The organism is Streptomyces sp. NPDC047081 (genome assembly GCF_040643775.1).
GTDB lineage: Bacteria > Actinomycetota > Actinomycetes > Streptomycetales > Streptomycetaceae > Streptomyces.
This window is the reverse complement of sequence record NZ_JBEYUY010000003.1, coordinates 396,361-421,686: the sequence shown is the minus strand read 5'-3', so window position 1 is coordinate 421,686 and position 25,326 is coordinate 396,361. Positions and strand designations below refer to the sequence as shown.

The following is a 25,326-nucleotide window of genomic DNA, read 5'->3' as shown; positions in this document are numbered from 1 at the left end:
CGTGGCCCGCTGGTGGTGGCTCCCGCCAGTCTGGGCGACGACCAAGTCGCGTCCATTACAGGGGGTTTCACAGATGCGCGACAAACGATCCGTACTCGGGCTGCTCGCCGCGTTCGCGGTGGCGCTGGCGGCGCTGTTCGTGGCCGGCCCGGCGCAGGCGGCCGCGCCCGCGGCTCACGGCAAGGCCGGTCATGTCCTGACCGCGCCCGCGGCACCCAAGGATGCGCGGGCGATGTCGGCGCTGGCCGTCTCGCCCGGCATCTCGCCGTCCACGAGCACCACCCACGTGGCGCCCGGAGCCACGTACACCTGCAACGTGGGCAACTTCTGCGCCGGTGTCTGGGACCCGACGACGAGCAACTGGAAGGTGTTCTTCCTGTACAACTGCGCCCGGTACTCCCTGTCCAACTGGAACGGCACCGGCTTCTACTGGGACAACCAGACGGGCAATCCGACCACGTACTTCTACAACCAGGGCGGCGGCGTGATCGCCACGGTCACCCCGGGCGCCGGTCAGGTGTCCTACGACTGGACGCCGGTCTGGTCCATCCGCAACTGCTGACCCCTCACGGCGTGTCGGCGGCTCGCGCGGTCCATCTCTGTTCCACCCGCGCGAGCCGCCAGTACGTCACCGCCGCCGCCCAGACCAGCACGAACAGGCCGACCACGATGTAGCCGACGTTGCCGAGGTCGAGGCCGAAGAGTTCCGTCGTGGCGATGAAGAAGGCGACCGCGATGGACAGACCGGTGATCGTGAGGTTGTAGAAGACCTTGCGGACGGGGTTCGAGAAAGCCCACTGGTAGGCGAAGTTCATGAACGTGCCGTCGAGGGTGTCGAAGAGGCTCATGCCGGCCGCGAAGAGCAGCGGGAGGCAGAGGATCGCGTACCAGGGGAGACCGGACGCCGCTCCCGAGCCCGCCATCACCATCAGCGTGACCTCGGTCGCCGTGTCGAAGCCGAGGCCGAAGAGGAAGCCCAGGGGGAACATCTGGCCGGGGCGGGTGATCGACCTGGTGAGGCGGCCCAGGACGCGGTTCATGAAGCCCCGGGAATCCAGGTGCTGTTCGAGTTCCTTCTCGTCGTACGAGCCCGCCCGCATCGCCCGGAACACGCGCAGGATGCCGGCCAGGGCGACCAGGTTGAGCGCGGCGACCAGGTAGAGGAACGTCGCCGAGACCGTCGTACCCATGAGGCCGAGGACTTGATGGGTGCGGGAGTTCTCGTCCATCACGCGGCCCGCGAGCTGTGTGCCGCCCGCGATCATCGCCGCCAGCAGGACCACCACGCTGGAGTGGCCGAGCGCGAACCAGAAGCCCACCGACACCGGCCGCTTGCCGTCGGCCATCAGCTTGCGGGTGGTGTTGTCGATGGCGGCTATGTGGTCCGCGTCGAAGGCGTGCCGCATGCCCAAGGTGTAGGCGGTGACGCCGAGTCCGATGCCGAAGGCCTTGTCGCCGACCTCGTAGTGGCCGGGCGCGACGAGCAGGAACAGGATGCCGAAGGCCACGACGTGCAGGACGGCTATCGCTCCCATCAGGACCGCCGTCCTGACGGTGTCCTCGCGTCGCCAGCGGAAGGCGGCGGACGGACCGGGCTCGGTCGTACGGCGGTCGGGCTCGTTGTGGATCACTTCGTGACCGTAAGCCATGACATGACGAACGCCCCGGAGCGGGGGTCTCCGGGGCGCTCGTCCTCAGGGGGCTGGCTCAGGAGCGGGACGTACGGCGGCGCCGCGTCGTCACCACGATGGCCGCGCCGGCCGCGAGGAGGGCGGCGGCGCCGCCAGCGATGATGCCGCTGTCGCTGCCGCCACCGGTCTCCGCGAGGTCACCGCTGCCGCCGTTCGGGGACGGCGAGGAGGCCGGGGTCGCGGTCGACTCGGAGGCGGACGGGGTGGGGGACTCGGTCGACGGCGTCTCGGAGGCCGGCGGGGTGGTCTCCCCGGCCGGGGTCGACGGCGGCGTGGAGGCGGGCGGGGTGGAGGCGGGCGGGGTGGTCGGGGGCTGCGACTCGGTGGTCGTGCAGTCCTTCGTGCCGCCGTTCCAGGAGGCGATCAGCTTGTCCTTGATGACCGCGTGGTCGGGACCGGCGGGCAGGTCGCCGTGCTCGAAGCCGTCGCCCGCGTCCAGCTTGCCGTCGAACTTGGTGGCGCCCCGGTAGAGGTCGATCTGCGCGAAGCAGCCCGCGTCCGGCACCGCGATGTCGAGGGTGTCGGTCTTGCCGGGCTTCACGGTCACCGTGTCGAAGTCGTGGAAGACCTGCTGGCCGGAGGTGGCGAAGGTGGCGCCGTGGGCCAGGTAGGAGGCGAGCGAGGCGGTGCAGGTGGAGGCGTCGCCGGCGGTGCGGACCGTGACGTGGACCTTGCCGTCGTCGGTCGGCTTGAGGTTCAGGTCGTCGACCTTGACCGAGGCGTAGAAGTTCTTGCCGTCGAGGGAGAACTCGCAGCGGTCGGTCTCGGTCTTCGAGCCGGCGCCCGTCCCGGGCTTGTAACTGCCACCGGACTCCCAGCCGTCGCCGCCCGGGCAGTCACCGGCCCAGGCGACGGAGGCGGTGGCGGCGCAGATCGCGAGCGACGCGGCGCCCGTTCCCAGCAGGCGTCGCACGATGACACGGCTCGCTATGGACATGCGGATCCCCATCTCGGCATGCAGGACCCGGGTACGGCGGCGCGGGCAGCATGCGGCAGCCGGCCGTACCGGGGATGATGGTCTGAGTAACACCGGGCCCACTGGTCACATGGGCCACAGGTGCGATCACATCGTGGATCCCGTGGTCGAACGCTGTCAACCTGCGGTAACGCGGGGATAGTTCAAAGCTCCATCACAATTTCGCCACAGCAGGAACGGGCGGCTCCGCATTCGGTCGCCGCCCGTCATCCGTTCGTCGCTCGGCCTGCCGTCCGTTCACCCCACCGTCGGGCTCGGGCTCGCGCCCGTACCCGCCGAGGACTCGCCCGGCAGGACCGGCGGCTGGGTGGTGCTGTCCACCGGTGGCGTGAGCACGACCTGCGGCTGGCCGGCGGCCGGGGGCGGCGGGGTCAGGTCCTTGGCGGGCAGCTTCGGCGGGGTCGTCTCCTGGAAGAGGACCTGGTCGAAGTTGACCAGGCCGGTGTTCTCCATGACGGTGATGTGGTCCAGCACCGTCGCGTTGGCCTGGTCGGCGAGCGCCCGCACCACGGTGTTCTTGGTGGTCGAGCGGATCTTCGCGATCGTGTTGAAGATCGAACCGTGCGTCACCCGCAGGATGTTGGCGAAGTCCGTGTCGAACTGCTTGCCGCTGTCCGCCTTGAGGGTGTTGACGAAGCCCACCTGCTGGGGGCTGGCCACGTTGGGGATCGTGATGTTCAGCATCGTGCTGATCTTGCGGCAACTGGCGTCCAGCGCCGCGTGACCGTCGATCAGGTGCTTGCTGGCGGTCTTGACCGCCTGGCTCTGGCCTTTCTGCAGGCCCAGCTGGCCGACCGGGTACTCCCACAGACCCGCCGCGCGCACCTTGACCACGAAGTCGCGGTCCGCCTCCGTCAGCGGTCCCCACTGGGTCTGTGCGATGACTCTCGATCCCGAACTGGACACGGTGTTGACGCCGAGCATCGCGGGATAGGCGAGTGCGGCGAGAGTGAGACTGAGGGCTCCGCCCACAAAGAGCGTTCCCGTCGCGTTCCGCGAAAAGCGCACCGTGCCTCCTGCCCGGTCGGGGATACCGCCTGTGGTCGTACGGCGGTTGGTCGGACGGAGGGGAGTACGGATCACAACGGGCCGCCGAACCTTTTGATTTGGCAAAGACCGGCGGATGTGAGGCACGCCATGCCGACGCGATGGAGATGTTGCTGGCTGTGGTCATGACAACTGTTGACGGAATGTTGACCAGTTGACGGGTGAGTCTGGAGGAAACCTCGACCTAGATTCGGCCCATGCCCCCACAGCCCCAGCCGAGGATTCCCGCGGCCCTTCCCGTCCTGCCCTACCGCAAGCCCACCAAGGGCCGCGACTTCTGGGTGTTCGACGACGTCCTGCCGGACGTGGACGCCGTACGGGACCGCTGTCTGGCGAAGGACGACTGGGTGCGGGGCTACCCGTACACCTCGGAGACCTGGCCGGGCCTGCGCACCATGCCGGGCCTGGAGCCGGCCGAACTCGCCGTCGTGGAACGGCTGGTGAAGAAGGCGACCGGCGCAAAACAGCTCTGGGTGCAGCAGGCGCCCGGCGGCGGCACCCTCAACCACAACTGCGTCCAGGTCGTCGGCGAGGGCGAGAGCGAGCCGCGCCCGCACACCGACTCACGGGCGCTGTGCCGGTACGCGGCCGTGCTGTACCTCAACCCCGGCGTCGGCAAGGACTGCGGCACCGCCTTCTACCGCCAGTCCCTGCCCGGCGGCCGACTCGGCGGCAACGTCGTCCAAGCCCCGCACAACAACCTCGTCGAGGCCCTCGGCACCCGGTTCGTGCCCGGGGACCACTTCGAGGAGGACGTGCGCGTCCCGCACAAGTACAACCGCCTGCTCCTCTACAACGCCAACCTCGTGCACAGCGCCACCGGGTACACCGGCAAGACGCTGGAGGAGAAGCGGATGACCGCGGTCTTCTTCTGGATGGCCTGAGCAGGGCTTCCTTGCAGGGCGTCCTTTACGGCGGCCCGCTCGTCGCCCGTCGCTAGGAGTGCCCGAGGCCGCCGCTGCCGAAGCTGCCGCTGCTGCCCGGCAGCCAGCGCCTGCGCTGCTGGTCCCTTCCCGTCCTGCTGCCCGAGTGGTGGAGGTCGTAGGGCATGAGGCGCTGCCCGTCCGGCGCCTGCGGGACCTCGTCCGGCTCCCGCATCTCGCGCGTCTCCCACACCGGACCGCCGGCGGGGAGATGGGGCTGCTCGTCCGGATTCGGCCGCGGAAGCTCGCGGTCGCGGACCCTCATGCCGAACTGCACGGCCCAGATCAGTGCACCGGCGATGATCAGGCCACCGACAAAGGCGGCGATCACGTTGAGTACCTCGCTCGACGTGGCCGCTACTACAAACGTCGCCGTACTCATGCTTCGATTATCGACCCAAACGGGAGGAATGGGGAGGTCGAGACCGTGCGGATCGCCGATTACGACCCGGACTGGCCCCGCCGGGCCGCCGAGGCGGTCGCCGCGCTGCGGTCCGCGGCCCCCGGGCTCTTCCTCGGCCTGGAGCACATCGGCTCCACGGCGGTCCCCGGCCTCCCCGCCAAGCCGGTCATCGACCTCATGGGAGCCGTCCACGACCTCGCCGACGCCCGCCCCCACGAGCCGGCCCTCGCCGCGCTCGGCTTTTGCCCGCACGACAACGGCATGACCGACCGGCTCCTGTACGTCGTCCGCACCGGGGCCGGCGCCCGCAGCCACATCCTGCACGTGGTGACGTACGACAGCTGGCCCACCAGGAACCAGCGGATCCTCCGCGACTACCTGCGCGCCCACCTCGCGGAGGCCGCCCGCTACGGGCAGGCCAAGCGGGCCCTGGCCGCGGCCGGCACACCGGCCCGGGACTACGCGCGGGCCAAGACCGCCGTCGTCCAGGAACTCACCGACCGCGCCCGCGCCGAGCTCGGGCTGCCGCCGGTGCCGGTGTGGGAGAAGGGCGACGGCCCTCGCCGTCGCCCTTCACAGTCGCCCTAGTTGGAGAAGTACAGGTACTTCCACCCGCTGTAGGTCGTCGAGTTGACCGTGTCACCCGACGAGGCGTTGATGTACGCCGAGCGGAAGCGGGCCCTGATGCCGGACTCGCCCGGGGCGCCGAGCTGGAGGACGGACTTGCCGCTGGTGCCGAGCGCGAAGTAGTTCGGGTCGAGGTCGGCGTCGTACCACTTGCCCGCGTAGTAGACCTGGAGGTCGAGGCGGTGCTTGCGGCCCTTGTAGTACGTCATGGTCGTGGTGAGCACCGGGTCGGTGTTCTTGTGGAACCAGTAGTACTTCGTCGAGCCGATCTTGGCCGTCTTGTAGTGCTTGGAGACCGCCGTGGAGACGCTCACCCTGGCGTAGGCCGTGACCTTGACCGTCTTCGGCGCGTAGCGCGAGTCACCGGCGAAGACCGCGGAGACCGTCGTGTCGCGCTTCATGTCGACCCAGGCGGCGATGTTCCCGCTGGAGTTGACCGTGCCGGACTTGACCAGCTTCTTCGGCTTGTCCGCGCCGAACGGGTCGGCCCAGATCTCGACCTTGCGGTTCTTGTACGTCGTACCGAGGTGCGCGGTGAACTTGACGTCCTTGCCGTACGAGTACACCTTGCCGTTGTTGTTCAGGCTCAGCGACGTGGACTTGCGGGACACCGTCACCGCGTCCGAACCGGCCGCCGCCACGTGGGTCGCGTCGCCCGCGAAGGACACCTTGTAGGTGACCTTGCCGCCGGCCGGCGGGGTGTCGGTGAAGGAGAAACTGCCGTCGGCCTTCGTCTTCGCGACCGGCAGGGCCTTGCCGTTCGGGGAGTCGAGGTCGGTACGGGTCACGGTCAGGCTCGTGCCGGCCGGGAGCGGGGTCCTCGACGTCAGCTTGCCGGTGACCGTCAGCTTCTTCGCCCGGTCCGCCTTCGCCGGAGCGGAGACCTTGAGGACCGGCAGCTCCTTGGTGGGGTCGGTCAGCACGCGCAGGGTGAAGACGCCGCCGTTGTTCTCGGACACGGCGAACAGGCGGCTGCTGTCCGGCGCCCAGGCCAGCGCGCCCGGCACGAGGAGGTCGGAACCGCTGCTGGTACCGGTGTTGGGGAAGTCGTACTCCCGCACCGGGGACTGCTCGCCGGGGTGGAAGACGTGGACGTCGGGGTCGTACGAGGAGTCGCTGCCGCCCGCCACGGTGCCGTCCGGGGCGACCCGCACGGCGTTCGGGTACGCGTCGACGGGATAGCCCGTCTGCTTGCCCAGGTCGGTGGCCGAGTAGGCGCCGATGGCGTAGCCGGTCTCCGGGTCGCCCCACGAGGTGAGGACCTGCTTGCCGTCGGGCGTCAGGTCGAGCTGCTTCGTGCTCGTGTCCATGCTGCCCTTGGTGCGCAGCGTGGCGCCGTCGGCCGTGACGTCGTACACGGCGAGCTCGCCGCCGTTGCCCGCCACCAGGACGCCCGGGACGGCCGGGTCGGCGGCCAGGAAGGTCCCGTACGCGCCGGAGAAGTCGACGTCGCCCTTCTGCGCGAGGTGTACGACGGGCTCGGCGCCGGAGATGTCGAGCGAGCCGAAGTCGGTCGCCGTGGAGAACCAGATCCGGCCGTCCACCAGCTCCAGGTCGTCCGGCGCGGCCGTGCCCAGCGAGTAGCTGAAGATGGGCGTCGCGGTCTGGGTGTCGATCGCGACGATCCGCTTGTCGCCCTTGACGGCCGCGTACAGCTGCGAGGAGTCGGCGGACAGGGCGAGACCGGTCACCCCGGGCTCGCCCGCCACCGTCGCCCGCACCGCGCCCGTGTAGTCGGCGACCACGATCTTGCCGCTGGTCGGGTCGGAGACGTAGACGAGCTTGTGCACGCCGTCCACGACCACGTCGCCGACCGACTTCACCGGCAGGACCTTGGCGGAGTCGGCCGCCGCGGTGCCGGTCGCGGAGACGGCGAGCGCCGCCGAGCTGAAGAGGACCGCGAGCGCCGTCGCGGTCGAGATGCTGCGCCTGCGCACAGTTACTGATACCCCCACGAAGAAACCCCGTACGAGACGGGGGAGATGAGAGCGCCGCGCAACACCCTGACGTGCGGTGACGAAGGGGCGCGGCTGCCTGGGGGCACCTTATGTCATGCCTGTGACACCCGGGAAAGGTATTTCGGACGGCCGGGCTTTCAGGGCTTCCTCAGGGCTTCAGACGTCGGCGTCCCGCGGCAGCACCGTCACCCGGTGGAAGTTGCACAGTCCCGTCGACACGTCCGGGGCCGGCGGGCGGCCGTGGTGGGCGGCGTGCGCCTTGAGGGCCACGCTGACCAGGCTGAGCAGCAGGTCGACATCGGTGTCGCAGTCCAGGTGCACGGTGACCCAACGGGAGCCCGGGACCATGCGGATCGCGGTCGACTCAGCGAAGTCGTAGTGCAGCCGCTGGATCGCCGGCGTGGTGAGGTGCAGGTCCACGTCCCGGTCGGAGTGGAAGTGGACGATCTCGTCCCGGGCGTACCTGAGCGCACGGCCCGTGCCGCAACTGGTCGGACATGGCGTGAGATCGGGCCATGCCTCCAGCGCCTTCATGGCTTTCTGGGCCGGTGTCATGAACCCATAGTGCGGTGCTCACCGCGCAGCCACCAGAGATTGGAGGATTCGTAACCCGTAGGAGACGGATCCGGATGTGCCGGAGATGCCTCCTGTGCGGACACCTCCACAGACGCCCCACTGAAATGACATGGACCGTTCATTCGCTGGCCATAGATCACGCCACGCGGCGACAGGAACCGGCCATTGACTCTCTCCGCGCGGCACCACCTGGGGACGCGTAGGGGGCGAATCGTTTCCTTTGGGGGGCGCACGTGCTGTCCGCTCAGAAGGATTCCGGCAGACCGGAATCCGACGGATCGGAGTCCGGTAGACCGGAGTCCGGCAGTCCGGGGTTCGGTGGTCCGGAGTCCGATCCGGCCGTGCCGCGCAGGCCGCAGTCGGCCCGCGGGCTCGGCGACCGGCTCTTCCGGCACCAGTTGACCGCGACCGGCGTCGTGGTCCTCGCGATCATGGCGGCCGTCGGACTGTTCCTGCTGCTGCGGGCCGCGCAGGCGCTGCGCGCGGTGGGTGTCGTCAAGTTCCTCACCACGGCCGAATGGCAGCCGGACGTCCACAGGTTCGGCATCGCGGCCGTGCTCACCGGCACCCTTCTGGTGGCCGCCGTCGCGGTCGTCGTATCGGTACCTCTGGCGGTCGGCACGGCGTTGTTCATCTCGGACGTGGCCCCGCGCCGGCTGCGCCGCACCCTGGTCACGATGGTCGACCTGATGGCGGCGGTCCCGTCGGTGGTGTACGGCCTGTGGGGGCTCTTCTTCTTCCAGCAGCACGTCATCGGCCTGTCCCGCTGGCTGTCCGACTGGCTCGGCTGGATCCCCGTCTTCAAGGTGGACGGCACCCAGCCGGGCGAGCCGCTCGCCTCGGACAGCGTCTACACGGCGTCCACCTTCGTCGCCGGCCTGGTCGTCGCGCTGATGGTCGCGCCGATCCAGTGCTCGGTCATGCGCGAGGTGTTCGCTCAGGCGCCCGCCGGTGAACGGGAGGGCGCGTACGCGCTCGGCGCGACCCGCTGGGGCATGATCCGCTCGGTCGTACTGCCGTACGGCATGGGCGGGATCATCGGCGGCACCATGCTGGGGCTCGGCCGGGCGATGGGCGAGACGATCGCCGTCTACATGATCATCTCGCCGGTCTTCGTGATCCAGCCGCACATCCTGCAGACCGGCTCGAACTCGGTCTCCTCGCTCATCGCCCTGCACTACGGCGACGCGTCCACCTTCGGCATGTCGGCCCTGATGGCGGCGGGCCTGGCGCTGTTCCTGCTCACCCTGGCGGTCAACTTCACCGCCTCCTCCATCGTGGCCCGTTCCCGGTCCGGCGCGCAGAGCGAGGCATGAGATGACCGTCGTGGAAAAGACTCCCCTGGCGGCGGGGGCGGTTGAGGCAGCGGCCCCCGCTCCCGAGACTCCCGACCGCCCCCGCCGTATCGGCGGCCCGACCCGCTCCGGTGTGCTGTCCCTGTTCGGCGCGGCGGCCTCCGGCCTGTGCGTCGCGGTGCTGCTGTTCGGTGAACTCGCCCCGTTCTCCGGCCCGTTGGGCTTCTTCGTCACCGCGTACGTGGCCTTCCTGCTCGTCTACGCCGTGCTGACCGGCCTGGAGGAGGACGGTCAGGCGGTACGGGACCGGGTGATGACGGTCGTGCTGTGGACGGCGGCGGCGCTGCTGTTCACCGCGCTCGCCCTGGTCGTCGGCTTCACCGCCTGGCGCGGTCGCGAGGCCCTGCCGCACGGCAACTTCCTCACCCAGGACATGCAGGCTGCGGGCCCGCTGGATCCGCTGACCAACGGCGGCATCGCGCACGCCATGCTCGGCACGCTCATCATGATCACCATCGCGCTGGCGATCACGGTCCCGCTGGGCCTGGCCTGCGCGGTGTACCTGAACCAGATCCCGGGCCGCTTCTCCCGCTTCGTCCGCACGATCGTCGAGGCGATGACGGCGCTGCCGTCCATCGTCGCGGGCCTGATGGTGTACGCGGTCTGGATCCTCGGGCTCGGCATGCAGAAGTCGGGCCTGGCGGCGGGGTTCGCGATCAGTGTGATGATGCTGCCGATCGTGATCCGCGCGGCGGACGTCGTCCTGCGCCTGGTACCGGGCAACCTCACGGAGGCGGCGGAGGCGCTGGGCGCTCCGCGCTGGCGGACGGTCTGGCACGTGGTCCTGCCGACGGCCCGCTCGGGCCTGGCGACGGCGGTCATCCTCGGCACGGCGAGAGGCATCGGCGAGACGTCCCCGGTCCTCCTGACGGCAGGCTTCACGGCGGCCCTGAACGCCAACCCGACCAACGGCCCGATGATCTCCCTCCCCCTGGCGGTCTTCAACTTCGTCCGCTCCCCCGAGCCGACGATGATCGCCCGCGGTTTCGGAGCGGCGGCGGTCCTGATGGCACTGGTGCTGGTGCTCTTCGCGATCGCACGGATCATCGGCGGGCGGGGGCCGGGCCACCAGAGCAAGAGGCAGGCCCGCAGGGCGGCGAGGGCGTCCCGACGGGACCTCGAAAGGTTCGTGGAGATCAACGCCGCTAGGGGCGCGGGGAACTGCGCGACCAGCCACGAAGCACCCGCACCAGACGACGAACCCAACACCGCAACCGAAGGCGACCGCCACTGATGTCCAGCCTAGTCATCAACGCCCTCAGACGCCTGGGCATCCTGGCCGCGCTCATAGGCATCCTCGCCACAGCCACCCCCGCCCAGGCCGACAGCTACACCCCCATCGCCGGCGCCGGCTCCACCTGGGCCGAGAACGCCGTCGACGAATGGCGCCGGGCCGTCAACCAGTACGGCATGCGCATCAGCTACGCCGGCACCGGTTCCTCGGACGGCCGCCGCCAGTTCCTCTCCGGCACCGTCGACTTCGCCGTCTCGGACATCCCCTTCCAGACGCACCCCACCGACGGCAGCGCAGCGGAACGCCCCGCCGCCGGAAGCTACGCCTACATGCCGATCGTCGCCGGCGGCACCGTCTTCATGTACCACCTGACCGTCAACGGCAAGCGCGTCACCAACCTCCGCCTCTCCGGCGACGTGGTCACCAAGATCTTCACCGGCGTCATCAAGACCTGGGACGACGCGGCGATCAAGGCCGACAACCCCGGCATCCAGCTCCCGCACCGCACGATCGTCCCGGTCGTCCGCTCCGACGGCTCCGGCTCCACCGCCCAGTTCACGATGTGGATGGCCAACCAGCACAAGGCGCTGTGGAACGCCTACTGCGCAAAGGTCGGCCGCTCGGGCGCGTGCGGGCAGACCTCGTACTACCCGACCGTCTCGGGCATGATCGCCCAGTCCGGCGACCTCGGCGTCGCGGGTTACGTCGCCCAGAACTACGGCGAGGGCGCGATCGGTTACGTCAACTACTCGTACGCCCTCAACGCGCACTATCCGGTGGCCAAGGTCCTCAACCACGCGGGCTACTACACCGAGCCGACCCCGCAGAACGTGGCGGTCTCCCTCCTCAAGGCGAAGATCAACACCAACAAGAGCTCGGCGGACTACCTCACCCAGCAGCTCGACGGGGTCTACAACGACAGCGACCGGCGCAACTACCCGCTGTCCAGTTACTCGTACATGATCCTGCCGCTGAAGGAGCAGGGCACCTTCACCAAGGCCAAGGGCAAGACGCTCGGAGCGTTCTCGTACTACTTCATGTGCCAGGGCCAGCAGCAGGCGCCCGACCTCGGCTACTCGCCGCTGCCGATCAACCTGGTGCAGGCCGGCTTCGACCAGATCCGCCGGATCCCGGGCGTGAAGACGCAGAACATCAACATCAAGGGCTGCAACAACCCGACCTTCACCGCGAGCGGCCGCAACCGGCTCGCGGAGACGGCGCCGTACCCGAAGGCCTGCGACAAGAAGGGCGCCGCGCCCTGCACCACGGGCAGCGGCGGCGCCAAGGCCGGTAGCGGCGGCGGGAGTTCGGGCGGCGGTGGTACGACCGGCGGGTCCTCCGGCGGTACGTCCGCGGGCGGTGCGAGCGCCGGCGGTACGGCGGCGGGCGGCGCGTCCGGCGGCAGCGGTCAGCCCTCCGTCGACCCCGACACCGGCCAGACCCTCTCCCCGGACGGCACCGGAACCGCGGCCACGAACGCGGGCGGCACCGTCGCCCTCGCCCAGCCGGTCGCGGTGGCCGGGCGCAGCGGCTGGACGAGCACCCAGACGCTGATGGTGCTGGCCGCCTTCCTGATCCTCGGCCTGATCCTGCTGCCCTCGATCGTCTCGCGCCTCATCGGCCGCGCCTCGGACGGGAGTTCGCGATGACCGGAACCGGATTCGCCGCCGCCGGACGGGAGTTCGCGACCCGTCGGGTACGACGTCTGCTGCTGCGGATCGTCGCCGGCGCCACCGTCGGCGCGCTCGCCGGCTTCGCGGTGGCCCAGTCCGCGCCGCCCGCGACGGCAGCGAGTGGCTCCGCCGTCACCGTCTCGGGGCGGGGCGAGTTCAAGGACATGAGGTTCACGGTCTCGCAGACCAGCCACCTCACCAGCCAGGCGATCACGGTCTCCTGGACCGGTGGCGCCTCGACGAGCTTCGCGGGCACGCAGTTCGACACGGACTTCGTGCAGATCATGCAGTGCTGGGGCGACGACGACGGCACGGTCCCGTCCAACCCCGGCCCGCCGCGCACCCAGTGCCAGTACGGGGCCTCGCCGACGACCGACCGCTCCAGCTGGCCCGGCAACGACTACGACGACACCCGCAAGGTCTTCTACAGCGCCGAACCCACCAACTACGGCCAGGACAACCGCTACGGCGCCGCGAACCCCAACGCGCCCGGCGAGGTCCCCTTCAAGTCGGTGGACGGCACGACGATCACCACCAACACCCAGAACAACCAGTTCTTCAACCGCAACACCACCAACGAGGTCGACTTCGCCCGCACCGGCGCCGACGGCACCGGCAGCGAGTTCTTCGAGGTGCAGACCGCGAACGAGGCCCCGCACCTCGGCTGCGGCGCCCCGGTGAAGACCAACGGCGTGACCAAGCCGCGCAGTTGCTGGCTGGTGATCGTCCCGCAGGGCCACCTCGACCTCGACGGCAAGCCGTACGCCGACACCAGCCAGGTCAACGCGGGCTCCCCCGTCTCCTCCACCAACTGGGCCAACCGGGTCGCCGTCCCGCTGCGCTTCAACTCCGTCGGCACCAACTGCGCGCTCGGCGCGAAGGAGCGTCCGACCACCGGCAGCGAGCTGGCCGCCGACGCCATGACCAGCTGGCAGGCGGCCCTGTGTCCCACCGGCAAGGTGTACAGCTACACCGAGATGGGCGAGCCGGACGCCCGCGCCCGGCTCAGCAACGACGGCTCCTCCGGACTCACCTTCACCACCAGGGCGTTGGGCGCCGACGCCAGCTCGGCCGCGCCCTCGGACACCACGACGTACGCACCCGTGGCCCTGTCCGGAGCGGTCATCGGCTTCACCATCGAGCGCAGACCGAAGGCCGACGCGCCCGCCTCGATCGAGAAGCTCGCCGGCACGAAGGTCATGTCGATCAGGCTGACCCCGCGCCTGGTCGCCAAGCTGCTCACCGAGTCGTACCGCAACTCCCCCTGGGGAGCCATGATCAGCGGCAGCGCGGCCAAGGGCTACGGCTGGGCCAAGAACAACCCGGCGGGCCTGGCGAGCGACCCCGAGTTCATCGCCCTCAACCCGGAGTTCGCCCACCTCTCGGTCTCCGAGACGCCGGCCACCGACACCGACCTGATGACCTCGCTCGGCCACACCGACAGCGCCCGCGCGCTGTGGCAGTGGATCACCTCGGACAAGGAGGCCCGGCAGTTCCTCGCCGGGGTCCCCGACGACGACGGCATGCGGGTCAACCCGTACTACAGCACCAACGCCGACCTGAACCCGACCGGCGCCGCGTTCGAGCCGTCGAACCTCGACGAGTACCCGAAGAGCGACCCCTGGTGCACGATCCCGCCCGGCAGCGGCGCCACGCTCAAGCAGTGCATGACCGACTTCCACCCGTACGTCGAGGACATGCACGCCGGCGCCCTGCACACCCGCCGCGCCGACACCCTGTGGAAGTCGAGCTGGGACGCGCTCGCCAGCCCGCCGGCCTTCAAGAGCCCCGGCCCGCAGAACGTCGGCTCCCGCTTCGTCATCACCATCACGGACGCGGCCTCGGCGGCGCGCTACGGTCTCCAGACGGCCCAACTCCGCAACGCTGCGGGCAAGTTCGTCGCCCCGACGACCGCGTCCCTGACCGCCGCGGCCAACAGCGCGACCGGCAAGGGCGCCGCCGAGATCACCCCGGCGGGTGCCAAGGCCAAGGGCGCCTATCCGCTGGCCCAACTGGTCTACGCGGCCGTCCGCCCGGCCAAGCTGAAGACCGACGCCCGTAAGGACTACGCCTCCCTGCTCACGTACGCGGCGAACTCCGGGCAGGTCAGCGGGGCGGACCCGGGTCGGCTGCCGGCCGGGTACGCGCCGCTCTCCACGAAGCAGCGGGCGCGGACGGCCGCGGCGGCGACGGCGTTGCTCCACTACAAGGGGAGCTCCTCGGCCGACGGCTCCGGATCCTCGGGCGGCTCGACTGGCGGTGACTCGGGCTCGGGCACGGGGGCCGACGGCAGTACGAGCGGTGCGGGGGCTGGCGGTGGTGCTGGTGCGGGGGGCGGCGGGGCGAGTGCCTCGCCTAGCGCGTCCGCCTCGTACGACGGCGGGAAGGCCCTGCAGACGACGGCCGCCGGTACGACCCCGGCCGACCCGGCCAACCCGCTGCGTTACGCCGTGCCGGTCGGTGCGGCGCTCGGTGCGGTTGCCGGGGCCGGGGCGCCCTTTGCGGGCGGAAGGCGGCTGCCATCGATGGCTACCGCGAGGACGGCAGTTCGTCGGCTGCGGGCCCGTCGTGGCTTGTCGCGCAGTTCCCCGCGCCCCTAGAAGAGGGCGCTACGCGCCCTCCCCACAGACGGCCGCCCGCCCCGAAAGGCAGTCGGGGCGGACGGCCTGTACCACCCTGCCAGATCCACCCCTTCGCACAGTCACGGAGACTCTCCATGCGCACTACGCGCTACACGGCGACGCTGGTCGCCGCCGCCGTGGTGGCCGGCGGCCTGGCTCTGTCGAGCCCGGCGTACGCCGACCCCACCCCCGCCGGGACCTTCCGCCAGCTCGTCGGCGTGGGCTCCGACACCACCCAGGACGTGCTCAACGCGCTGGCCGGCGACACCGTCAACAGCATCAGCTACTCCGCCACCGCCGTGAAGTCGGCGTCCGGTGCCGGCGTCGCCTCCTACGACGCGATCGAGCCCGGCACCGGCTCGACCACGTCGAAGATCACCACCCGCTCCGGCGGCCCCTCCTTCGCCCGCCCGAACGGTTCTGGCAACGGCCGTATCGCGCTGACGAAGTCGCTGACCGGCGAGACGTACCCGGACTCCGCCGGTGTCGCCATCAAGGGCCAGGTCGACTTCGCCCGCTCCTCCGGCGGCCCGTCCGCCTCGGGTTCCGCGCTCACCTACATCCCGATGGCGCGGGACGCCGTCGGTGTCGCGGTGCGCGGCTCGGCGCTGGACACGCTGACCGTCAAGCAGCTGCACGACATCTACAACGGCAGCCTGACCACGGTGAACGGCCAGACCGTGCACCCGCGGATCCCGCAGTCCGGCTCGGGCACCCGCAAGTTCTTCCTGAACGCGATCGGCCTGCAGGACACCGAGCTCGCCGCGAGCGTCACGGTCGTCCAGGAGAACCAGGGCAACGCCGCGCTCACCGAGGACGGCGCCCTCGTCCCGTTCTCGGTCGGCAGCTGGATCGCCCAGAACAACGGTGTCTCGCCCGACTACACCACGACCTCGGCCGCCGCCGGCGGTCACCTGGCGTCCGTCCAGCTGCCCGGCGACACCGGCGCCACCAGCCCGGTGACCACGGTCAACGGCAAGCTCTCGCCGGTCAACGCGTACTACGAGAACTCCACCTTCGGCCGCGACGTGTACAACGTCGTCCCGACCCGCGCGGTCGACCCGACGAGCATCTTCTTCGACAAGGACCTGTACGACGTCTTCGTCACCAGCGGCAGCCACACCGCCGCCCTGGCCTCCGACTCCGCCGAGAGCGTCATCGCCTCCTTCGGCTTCGTCAACGAGTCCTACAACGGCTCGGTCAACCTGGCCAAGCACGCCAAGCAGGGCGGCCTGGAGGGCACCGGCGTCTCCACCGCCGTGCCGGCCGCGCCCGCCCTCAAGACCACCCTCGGCGACCAGAGCGTGAAGCTCGCCTGGACCGCCCCCGACGCCACCGCGCTGCCGGTGACCGACTACCGCGTCACGCTGTACGGCTCGGACGGCGCCGTCGTCGCCACCAAGGACCTGCCGGCCACCACGACCTCGGTGAGCTTCACGGGCCTGGCCATCGGCAAGTACTCCGCCACGGTCACCGCCGACAACCTCAGCGGCACCGGCGCGGCGGCCGACTGGTCCGGCGCGGTCAAGTACAAGAGCACCACGACCGCGTCCGTCGGCACGACCGCGTACGGCAAGACCCCGAAGGTCGCCGTCACCGTCGCCGGCAGCCACGGCGTGAAGCCGAGCGGCAAGGTCACGGTGAAGGAGGGCTCCACGGTCCTCGGCACCGGCACGCTCGACGCGAGCACCGGCAAGGTCACCGTCTCGCTGTCGAACCACCTCAAGGTGGCCACCCACACGCTGACGGTCTCCTACCCCGGCACCAGCAAGCTGCTGTCGTCCTCGGCGACCGCGACCCTCAAGGTCACCAAGGCGACCGCGTCCGTGAGCACCTCGGCGCCCGCCACGGTCAGCCACACCGCCAAGGCCAAGGTCACCGTGAAGGTCACCGCGACCGGCACCACGCCCGGCGGCACCGTGAAGATCTACCAGGGCACCAAGGTCATCGCCACCGGCACGCTCAGCGGCGGCAAGGTCACCATCACGCTGCCGAAGCTGGCCAAGGGCAAGCACACCCTGCACGCCACGTACACGGGCTCCTCGACGGTGAACGCCAAGACCGGCGCGAACTTCGTCATCAAGTCCACCTGATCCATCTCCCCACGGCTGCCGGGGAGGGCCCCTCCTCCCCGGCAGCCCCCTGCAACCTCTCTCGAAGGAGGCGGGCCGCCGTGACGGTCGCCGTAACACTCACGCTGCCGCGCGTGCCGGGCGTCACCGTGGTCCGCCATCTCGCCCGGGGCGGCCTGCTGAGCCTGGCCGCCCTGCTGCTCGGCATCACCGCCCAGCTGCTGCTGGTCAGCGGCGTCCAGGAACACTCCGCGCAGCACGCCGCGTTCGACGAGCTGCGCGGTCAACTCGCCCTGGGGACGGCCCCGGTGGCACAGACCGACCAGGACGGGAAGCTGCTCGCGCCGGGCACCCCGGTGGCGGTCGTCGACATCCCCAGGCTGGGGATGAGCCAGGTCGTCATGGAGGGCACGGACTCCTCGGTGCTGACCGACGGGCCCGGTCACCGCCGGGACACCCCGATGCCGGGCCAGGCCGGCACCAGCGTGCTGATGGGCCGCGCCGCCGCCTACGGCGGTCCCTTCGGCAGGCTCGGCTCGCTCGCGGAGGGCGACAGGTTCACCGTGATCACCGGGCAGGGCAAGGCGACGTACCAGGTCATCGACGTCCGTCGGGCCGGCGACCAGGCGCCCGCGCCGCTCGCCGCCGGCAAGGGGCGGCTGGTCCTGGTGACCGCCACCGGTCCCCGTTTCATGCCGGCCGGTGTGCTGCGCGTCGACGCCGACCTGGTCTCCGCGCCCTTCCAGACCCCGGCGGCGGTCATCCGCTCCGGCACGCTTCCCGGCTCCGAGGAGCCCCTGGCCCGCCCGTCCGGGGTGCCCTGGCCGCTGGTGATGTGGCTGCAGGCGCTGCTGCTGGCCGCGGTGGCCGCGGTCTGGGCCTGGCACCGCTGGGGCCGCCACCAGACGTGGATCGTCTTCGCGCCGGTCGTCGCGGTGCTCGGCCTCCAGGTCGCCACGCGCATGACCGAACTCCTCCCCAACCTGCTGTGACCGCATCCCCCGAGGTGACCGACGTGACCGAACTGACCGACGCGAGCGGCTCGCCCGCCGACGCGACCGACTCTCCGACCGACACGATCGTGCTGCCGCCGGTCGCCGCAGGGGCTGCCGGTGCCGCCCCCGCGACACTCGAGGCGAGGGCGGTCTCCGCGTGGTTCGGCAGCCACCAGGTGCTCAGCCAGGTGTCGCTGACCATGCCCGCGGGCCGGGTGACGGCGCTGATCGGCCCGTCCGGCTGCGGCAAGTCGACGTTCCTGCGCACGCTGAACCGCATGCACGAACTGGTGCCGTCCGCGCAGTTCGGCGGCGAGGTGCTGTTCGAGGGCGAGGACATCTACGACCCGTCGTGGCGGCTGACGGACGCGCGCCGCCGTATCGGCATGGTCTTCCAGAAGCCGAACCCGTTCCCCGCGATGTCGATCTACGACAACGTGGTGGCGGGCCTGCGGCTGACCGGCACGCGGGCCGGGCGCCGGGAGAAGGACGAGCTGGTCGAGGAGTCGCTGTCCCGGGCCGGCCTGTGGAAGGAGGTCCGCGACCGCCTCCGCAAGCCGGGCGGCGCGCTCTCGGGAGGCCAGCAGCAACGCCTGTGCATCGCACGTGCGTTGGCGGTACGCCCCCGAGTCCTCCTCATGGACGAACCGTGCTCGGCCCTGGACCCCACGTCCACCCGCCGCGTCGAGGAAACGATCCACGAACTGGCCGGCCAGGTCACGGTCGTCATCGTCACCCACAACATGCAACAGGCCGCCCGAGTCTCCCAACAGTGCGCCTTCTTCCTGGCCGAACAGGGCACCCCCGGCGGAATAGTGGAAGCGGGCCGGACAAACGACATCTTCGGCACCCCGAACGACCAGCGCACGGCGGATTATGTGGCGGGGCGGTTCGGCTGACGGGGGCCTCAGAGGAAGTTCAGCACCTTGCCCACCTCGAAGATGGTCGGCCGGTCTCCGGGGGCGTGGCTTTCGGCAACTTCATGTCTCTGGACGGAGCGTGAAGCATCGTCCGGATACTCGACGGCCCGCCAGCCGGCGGCAGAGATGAGCAGGGAGGCGCCGAGCGCGTAGACATCGGCTTCCGATGTCGGCTCGGCTTCTCCGGTGTCGAGCACGCTGCGCGCGATCTCCGGGGGCTTCGTAGTGGACGAGGCAGCCGCGGAACGGGAAGTCGTAACCTTCGGGCACGTGTCCGCCCTGGGCAAGGGCGAGGTCGATGATGTGGGTCTGTTCCGGCCCGATGATGAAGTGGGCGGGCTGTACGTCACCGTGCGCCCAGCCCCTGGCATGCAGTTCGGCCAGCACTTGGACGCACCCCAGCACCACGGTAATGCAGGAGTCCAGGGCGCAAATGGCGCGCTGTCGGGGTGTCGATCCCGTACGGCCAGGCCGTGGCCCATGAAATGGTGTGGCGATGTGGAGTTCACGACTCCACAGGTCACATACGCGTGCAGGGCCGATGTCCGTGCAGAGGCCCCTCCGGTGGCCTGGAAACGCACAGACACCGTCCGAGAAACCTCGACGGTGATCCCAGTGGAGGCGGCCGCCGGAGTGAGGCGGTCCGGATCCTGCACCACTTGGCGGGACATCATCACTGGGCGTTCGGCTCGGCGGTACAGCATCATCAAGGGATGGTGGATTCCGAGCCGGAGACAGCACCGTCGGCAGCAGATGTTCCACTCCACGTGAGCGCCCTGGGCTCCCCCCTCAAGCATCTTGAAGGGGTGTGGGCCTTGGCGTGGGTTCGAGACGGCGACGGCCGACTGCTCCTGGCCACCTGCAGCGGTTCGGGGGAGGTGCGGATCTGGGAGGTGGACCCTAGCGACGGCCGCCTGAGCGCCCTGGGCTCCCCTTTCTACCACCCCGATGGCGGAGGAGTGCGGCACATGGCGTGGGCGCAAGACGGCGACGGCCGGCTCTTCCTGGCCACTGGTAGCACCTTTTCCCGGAAGTTGGGTGTCTGGGAGGTGGACCCCGCCGACGGCCACGCGAAGGCCCTGAGTACCCCCCTCCACGAGACATACGGAGTGCGGGCGGTGGCGTGGGCACGAGACGGCAGCGGCCGACTCCTCCTGGCCACCACCAACGGCGACGAGTACAACGGGGAGGTATCGATCTGGGAGGTGGATCCCGCCGCCGGCCGCCTGAGCGCCCTGGGCTCCCCCCTCAACCAACCCCCCGCGGTGGGGCCGCTTGCGTGGGTGCGAGATGGCAACGGCCGACTCCTTCTTGCCGCTGGCTCCTGGGGCAACGACGGAAGAGAGGTGTGGATCTGGGAGGTGGATCCCGCCGACGGCGGAGCGAGCGTTCTGTGCCGCTTCGACTGCGACCTCACTGTGACGTCGTTGGCGTGGGCCCGAGATGACGACGGCCGACTGCTCCTGGCCGCCAGCCTACTGTCCGGTGCCGCCCGCTTTGACGAGGTGCGGATCTGGGAGGTGGACCCCGCCGTCGGCCACGTCAGCGCCCTGGGCTCCCCCCTCAACGACCTCGTTGGGGCATCGTCGTTGGCGTGGGCGCGAGATGGCAACGGCCGACTCCTTCTTGCTGCAGGCGGCAGTGGTATTGGTAGAGCAGAGATCTGGGAGGTGGACCCCGCCAGCGGGCGTGTGAGCGCACTGGGCTTCCGCAGCAGACACCCCGAGATGGTGTGGGCGGTGGCGTGGGCGCGAGACAGCGACGGGCGGCTCCTTCTTGCCACCTGCAGAGGTGACGAGCGTTTCGGGGAAACGCGGATCTGGGAGGTGACGAGGAAGCGGTTGGTGCAAAGGCGGCATTTCCGCTCGGATGTGGCGGTGGGAAAGGACGAGCTGGGCCGAGTGCAGGACGCGCGGGCGGTGGCGGAGTTGGTGGCGGCACCATCGGTGCGCCCGCCATTGGCTGTGGGCCTGTTTGGGGAGTGGGGCGAGGGCAAGAGTCACTTTCTGGATCTGATCCAGCGGGAGTTGGCAGAACTGTCCGAGCCGGCCGCACCAACAGGCGCGGGCCGGATCCGGCAGGTGCGGTTCAACGCCTGGCACTACGCCGAGTCCAGCTTGTGGGCAAGCCTGGTGGCGGAGCTGTTTCGGCAGCTCGCCGCCGATGAGGACGCCGGCCCCGAAGTCGGCCAGCGCCGCCTCTCGCGCCTATCCGCCGAACTGCTGGAGCACCGCGGGACACGTCGACGCCTGGCGGGCGCTAAGGAGCGCCTGGCCGCACTCGAAGGTGCGGGGGCCTCCAGGTCGGCCGCCGGTTCCCTGAGCCAAGCCGACATCGAGGATATGGCGCGTGCCACGGGGCTTCGCCCCGAGGAGGCCACTCGTTATGCCCGGCTGCGCCCGGACCTGGGAAGTCTGCGCGCCGGGGTGGTGCTGTCGTGGATTACTCTGCGTGCCATCGGCTGGCGACGGCTTGTGGCGCTGCTCGCCGTCACGGCCGCGCTGTGCGCCTTGGGGTTCGCAACCTCATTGGTGTGGCCGGTCCTGCACGGGTGGTGGGCCTCCCCGCCGCTCCTGGCCTTCCTGCTGCTGGCAAGAAGCGTCCTGCCGACGATCAGGCGCGCCCGACAGCAGGGGCTGGCCGCGCTGCATTGGCTGGGGCGGGTGGCTGAGGAGCAGCGCGACCGGCTGGCACAGGCCACCGAGGCCGCGCGGGCGGAGGTGGCCGCGCTCGAGCGCGAGGTGCGCGACTTCACCGCGGCGGGGCAGCTGGCCGGGCTGGTCGCTGACAAGGCCGCCGCCGGGGATTATCGCGGCCAGTTGGGCATCATGACGCAAATCCGGGAGGACTTCGCACACATGGCACGGCTATTGGCAGATACCCACGCCCAGAACAGCACGGACACTGATGCTGCCGATGACCAGCTGCCGCAGATCCACCGGATCGTGCTCTACATCGACGACCTCGACCGCTGCCCGCCCGCCCGGGTGGTCGAACTGCTGGAGGCAATCCACCTGTTGCTCGCCGTGAACCTCTTCGTGGTCGTCGTCGCGATCGACCCACGCTGGATGCTGCGCGCCGTCACCGCCCACTACCGCGACGTCCTGGACGCACCCCGGGCCTCCGGGCCTGCTGCCGACCCCGACGAGGAGGCGCTGTGGCAGGCTAGCCCAGCCCAGTACCTGGAGAAGATCTTCCAGGTGGTTCTCACCCTGCCAGCCATGGACCAGACCGGCTACCAGCGCCTCCTGCGCTCTGTCCAGGCCACCCCCACATCAGCTGCCCTACCTGCCACCCCCATACCGGCCGACAGCATCCTCGTCCCAACCGCGATCAAGGGAGTATTCGAGGTTCGTGAACCCAGTGCCGACAGCACCATCGAGCCGCAGGATCTGAACCTGCTCACCACCCTGTCCGGCGCTGACGAGAACCAACCTCTACGCATTCAGGCCGTGGTCATGCCCGACCCCTTCGAACTGACAGCGCAGGAACTCGATCTACTCGATCTGCTCGGTCCCCCGCTCCTGGTCCGCACCCCACGCTCGGTCAAACGCCTCAGCAACAGCTACGGCCTCCTCACCGCCATGCGCAGTACAGCCGGACACCGCAACGCGGACCTGCGCGACCAGCCCTACCCGCACCCACTCGGCACCGCCAACAACACCGCGGTGCCGCACACCTACCGGCCCCACCGCGCGGGCATGGTGCTGCTCGCCACCCTGACCGCCTATCCCACCCTCGGCCCGGCCCTGAGCCTGCACCTGCACCACCAAGCCACCGAGCACCCCACCAAGCTCTGGAGCGACTTCTGTAGCAACCTGAACCCTGCCAATCGCGCCGGCCTCCACTCCAATGCCGCCAACCAGACCCAGGCCCAGACGGCCCAGTGGACGGCACTGCACCACGCCCTGCTACGCGTCACCCACGACGCTGCAGAGCGAGGCGTGCCGCTCCCCGCCCAACTCGGCTGCTGGCGCGAATGGGTGGCCCCCGTCGCGCGGTTGTCCTTCCCCGCTGGACGCATCGTCAACGACCTTGCGCAAAAGGATCACACCTCGACCGTTACCAGAACCGTTCCGGGCCCTGCGGCGCAACCAACCCCAAACGACACACCGCCCACCAGCTCGACGCAGGACACCGAAGTTCCCTGAATGCCCCACTACCAACTCGGTTCCAGAGTGGGTCGGTGGACGGCAACCCATGGGCCAGCCCCTCGTCTCCCATTGTCCAAGGCCGCGCGTAGCTTCGGCTCGCTGTTAGGCGTGGTCTTGTTGCGCACCCTCTTGCCGACTGGGGTCAGTACATGCTCCTGATGGACGCTCTTGCCTGCGTCCATGCCGAGGAAGGCGCCAACACCGCTGGTGTCGAACATCGCACCGATCCCCAGGAGTTGAATGGTGCCGACCTCGCCGGTGGTGTCGTAGGCGCGCACCCATGTTATGCGGCCCTGCCGCCCGTGAGGTGTCCGTCACTCCACAGGTCATGCCTTCGGCAAGAAGCCAAAGTCATACGGACCCGGAGGTCAGTGACCCTCTCGCAGGACCACGGAAAACATCACGGGACGGCGCCGTCGCACACCCGGCGTTCGACACCAATCTGCCAGCGCATACCGCCGTCCACGATGGACAAGCCCTTTGGGTGCAGCAAAGGGGGGTGGCGCGTGTGTATGTCGGCCTGGTGGGTCGCGCCCTTGGTCGGCGAGGATGGGGCCCTCGGGCTCGCCGGGGCCGGATGGGTGCTGCGGGCCATGTGGGAGGTGCGGCTCTCCGTCGCGGGGGAGCCTGACTCGGGCCGCCGGATCAGGGGGGCGGGATCCATCAGCCGCTCAACGCGCTGAGAACTCGTACCACTTCTTGAATGCTCCTCTCCTTGAGGGGGAGGGGATTCCTGGCTCAGGCTGCCGGGCGGAACTGCGTTCCGTCCGGTCTTATGCCCTCGGCACCAGCAGGGCTCAAACCCGCCCTGACGAGCATCACGCGTGCGGAGTTCTTGTCTCTGGGCGAGACGTGTCCGCAGGCGGTGCAGGTGTAGGTGCGTTCACCCAGCGGGAGTTGGTGCTTGGTTCTCGCACCGCACCCTTCGCAGTCCATCGTGGTGTACGCGGGGTGGACCAGGTGCACGATCCTGCCGTGCTTGCGGGCCATGTGGAGCAGGGCCTGCTTGGTGGCGCCGATGGCGGCGTCCGCGGCCTTCTTCGCCATGGTGGACTTGGCCAGGAACTGGGGCTTGAAGTCCTCCACCGCGAGGGCGTCGTGGTCGGTGACGACGTGCTTGGCCCACTTGTGGGCAGTGTCCCGGCGTTGCCGGGCGATCTTCTTGTGGGCCCTGGCGCGCAGGTGTTTCGCCGCCCGGTAGCCACGCGAGGCGGGCTGTCCCTTCTTGGGTTTGCGGCGGGCCATCATCCGGTCGTACCGGGACAGCTTCGCCTTGGCCTTCGTGCCGTGCCCGGGATGCGGCAGATCGTGTGGATCGGAGGTGGTGGTGGCGATCTCCCTCACGCCCCAGTCCACGCCGATCACCGCGCCCGTCCGGGGCAGGGGTTCGACGACGGCGGGGACGACGAAGCTCGCATACCAGTGGCCGAGGCTGTCCTGAAAGACGCGGACACTGGACGGAGCGGCAGGCAGCGGCCGCGACCACACCACACTCAGCACGATGCCGCCCGCCAGATGCAGCCGTCCGTCGTCCTTGAGCTGGAAGCCACGCCGGGTGTAGTTCAGCGTCGGGCGCGTCTCGTGCCGCTTCTTGAAGCCGGGCATCCCGGCCCGCTGCCGCACCGGCAGCCGCTCCATGACGTCCTTGAGCGCCTTGGTACGGGACTTCCCGAAATCCCGGATGATCTGCTGCTGGGGCACGCTGGAACCCGCCCGCAGCCAGGGCGTTGCGGCCCGTGCCTGGGTGAGCATCTTGTCCAACTGGGCCGGACCGCACGTCCGCTTGTCCTGCGGATGCGCGACGTTGTGCTGATGGGTGGCCTTCGACCGGGCCACGGCCTCGTTCCAGACCCACCGGCACCGGCCCCACTCCGCGCCCAGCGCCGCCTGCGCGGTGGCCGACACCCGCAACCGGTAGGCGAAGCGGGCATGCCCCGCCCCCTCACCGCCTGCTGCCGCCCTGGCCGCCATGTCCTCCCCCCCCGCCCGTGCCGTTGTCCCGGTCGTGCACCCCACTGGGGAGCGACCATACGAGCGAGGTCCGCACAATTGCCCGTACTTCCCGCCATGATCACCCCCGCCAGCGATCACAGGTACACGC

The 25,326-nt window shown here is 69.9% G+C and carries 18 protein-coding genes and 2 pseudogenes; 11 read left to right on the top strand and 9 right to left on the bottom strand.

Features of this window, described 5'->3' with window-relative positions; translation table 11 throughout:
• Window positions 1-73 precede the first annotated feature (73 nt).
• Window positions 74-562 (top strand): hypothetical protein, encoded by a 489-nt coding sequence (locus ABZ848_RS07690; protein WP_360826826.1) that lies wholly within the window; start codon window positions 74-76, stop codon window positions 560-562.
• Window positions 563-566: 4 nt separating this feature from the next.
• Here ABZ848_RS07690 and ABZ848_RS07685 read toward each other — a convergent pair whose 3' ends face one another.
• The 3 genes from ABZ848_RS07685 to ABZ848_RS07675 form a co-directional block, all read right to left on the bottom strand.
• Window positions 567-1,649, bottom strand: coding sequence for a HoxN/HupN/NixA family nickel/cobalt transporter (locus ABZ848_RS07685; RefSeq protein WP_360826823.1), 1,083 nt, complete (start codon window positions 1,647-1,649; stop codon window positions 567-569).
• Window positions 1,650-1,707: 58 nt separating this feature from the next.
• Window positions 1,708-2,628 (bottom strand): LAETG motif-containing sortase-dependent surface protein, encoded by a 921-nt coding sequence (locus tag ABZ848_RS07680; RefSeq protein WP_360826820.1) that lies wholly within the window; start codon window positions 2,626-2,628, stop codon window positions 1,708-1,710.
• Between the two features lie 276 nt (window positions 2,629-2,904).
• The gene (locus tag ABZ848_RS07675; RefSeq protein WP_360827219.1) at window positions 2,905-3,639 is read right to left on the bottom strand and encodes a DUF4142 domain-containing protein; all 735 of its coding nucleotides are present in this window, start codon (window positions 3,637-3,639) and stop codon (window positions 2,905-2,907) included.
• Window positions 3,640-3,911: 272 nt separating this feature from the next.
• Between ABZ848_RS07675 and ABZ848_RS07670 the strand changes: the two genes are divergently transcribed.
• Window positions 3,912-4,598: a DUF6445 family protein gene (locus ABZ848_RS07670; RefSeq protein WP_360826817.1), complete on the top strand. Its 687-nt coding sequence runs from the start codon at window positions 3,912-3,914 to the stop codon at window positions 4,596-4,598.
• A 52-nt stretch (window positions 4,599-4,650) separates the two neighbouring features.
• On the opposite strand, the gene ABZ848_RS07665 is transcribed toward ABZ848_RS07670, so the two are convergent.
• Window positions 4,651-5,019 carry a DUF6479 family protein gene (locus ABZ848_RS07665; protein WP_360826815.1) on the bottom strand — a complete coding sequence of 123 codons (369 nt, stop codon included), beginning with the start codon at window positions 5,017-5,019 and terminating at the stop codon, window positions 4,651-4,653.
• Window positions 5,020-5,064: 45 nt separating this feature from the next.
• On the opposite strand from ABZ848_RS07665, the gene ABZ848_RS07660 reads away from it, so the two are divergent.
• Entirely contained in the window at window positions 5,065-5,628 is a 564-nt protein-coding gene (locus tag ABZ848_RS07660; RefSeq protein ID WP_360826812.1) for a GrpB family protein, read from the top strand.
• Here ABZ848_RS07660 and ABZ848_RS07655 read toward each other — a convergent pair.
• Together ABZ848_RS07655 and ABZ848_RS07650 are read right to left on the bottom strand one after the other, a co-directional pair.
• A complete protein-coding gene (locus ABZ848_RS07655; RefSeq protein WP_360826809.1) occupies window positions 5,625-7,604 on the bottom strand; it encodes an Ig-like domain repeat protein in 1,980 nt (659 codons plus the stop codon). The two genes, ABZ848_RS07660 and ABZ848_RS07655, sit on opposite strands and share 4 nt — an antisense overlap.
• Window positions 7,605-7,781: 177 nt before the next feature.
• Window positions 7,782-8,180, bottom strand: a complete 399-nt coding sequence (locus ABZ848_RS07650) for a luciferase family protein (RefSeq protein ID WP_360826806.1) — start codon at window positions 8,178-8,180, stop codon at window positions 7,782-7,784.
• A gap of 362 nt (window positions 8,181-8,542) precedes the next feature.
• Here ABZ848_RS07650 and pstC point away from each other — a divergent pair, with 362 nt between their 5' ends.
• The 7 genes from pstC to ABZ848_RS07615 all read left to right on the top strand — a co-directional run bounded on the left by pstC (window position 8,543) and on the right by ABZ848_RS07615 (window position 19,050).
• A complete protein-coding gene (gene pstC / locus ABZ848_RS07645; protein ID WP_360826803.1) occupies window positions 8,543-9,517 on the top strand; it encodes a phosphate ABC transporter permease subunit PstC in 975 nt (324 codons plus the stop codon).
• Between the two features lie 10 nt (window positions 9,518-9,527).
• On the top strand, window positions 9,528-10,790 hold the full coding sequence (gene pstA / locus ABZ848_RS07640; RefSeq protein WP_360826800.1) for a phosphate ABC transporter permease PstA: 1,263 nt from the start codon (window positions 9,528-9,530) through the stop codon (window positions 10,788-10,790).
• Window positions 10,790-12,439: a phosphate ABC transporter substrate-binding protein PstS gene (gene pstS / locus ABZ848_RS07635; protein ID WP_360826797.1), complete on the top strand. Its 1,650-nt coding sequence runs from the start codon at window positions 10,790-10,792 to the stop codon at window positions 12,437-12,439. The genes pstA and pstS overlap by 1 nt, the downstream gene beginning before the upstream one ends.
• Window positions 12,436-15,063 (top strand): hypothetical protein, encoded by a 2,628-nt coding sequence (locus ABZ848_RS07630; RefSeq protein WP_360826794.1) that lies wholly within the window; start codon window positions 12,436-12,438, stop codon window positions 15,061-15,063. Before pstS ends, ABZ848_RS07630 begins: the two co-directional genes overlap by 4 nt.
• A 116-nt stretch (window positions 15,064-15,179) precedes the next feature.
• The gene (locus tag ABZ848_RS07625) at window positions 15,180-17,177 is read left to right on the top strand and encodes an Ig-like domain repeat protein (RefSeq protein ID WP_360826791.1); all 1,998 of its coding nucleotides are present in this window, start codon (window positions 15,180-15,182) and stop codon (window positions 17,175-17,177) included.
• Between the two features lie 80 nt (window positions 17,178-17,257).
• On the top strand, window positions 17,258-18,148 hold the full coding sequence (locus ABZ848_RS07620) for a sortase (protein WP_360826788.1): 891 nt from the start codon (window positions 17,258-17,260) through the stop codon (window positions 18,146-18,148).
• A 179-nt stretch (window positions 18,149-18,327) separates the two neighbouring features.
• Window positions 18,328-19,050 (top strand): phosphate ABC transporter ATP-binding protein, encoded by a 723-nt coding sequence (locus tag ABZ848_RS07615; RefSeq protein ID WP_360827216.1) that lies wholly within the window; start codon window positions 18,328-18,330, stop codon window positions 19,048-19,050.
• Between the two features lie 8 nt (window positions 19,051-19,058).
• Here ABZ848_RS07615 and ABZ848_RS07610 read toward each other — a convergent pair.
• Window positions 19,059-19,482, bottom strand: a pseudogene (locus ABZ848_RS07610) (protein kinase); the annotation flags it as partial.
• A 74-nt stretch (window positions 19,483-19,556) separates the two neighbouring features.
• Between ABZ848_RS07610 and ABZ848_RS07605 the strand changes: the two are divergent.
• Window positions 19,557-23,222 carry a P-loop NTPase fold protein gene (locus tag ABZ848_RS07605; RefSeq protein WP_360827213.1) on the top strand — a complete coding sequence of 1,222 codons (3,666 nt, stop codon included), beginning with the start codon at window positions 19,557-19,559 and terminating at the stop codon, window positions 23,220-23,222.
• Window positions 23,223-23,305: 83 nt separating this feature from the next.
• On the opposite strand, the pseudogene ABZ848_RS07600 reads toward ABZ848_RS07605, so the two are convergent.
• Window positions 23,306-23,443 (bottom strand): annotated as a pseudogene (locus tag ABZ848_RS07600) (IS110 family transposase); the annotation flags it as partial.
• Window positions 23,444-23,963: 520 nt separating this feature from the next.
• The gene (locus tag ABZ848_RS07595; RefSeq protein ID WP_360826785.1) at window positions 23,964-25,196 is read right to left on the bottom strand and encodes a transposase; all 1,233 of its coding nucleotides are present in this window, start codon (window positions 25,194-25,196) and stop codon (window positions 23,964-23,966) included.
• Window positions 25,197-25,326: the final 130 nt, after the last annotated feature.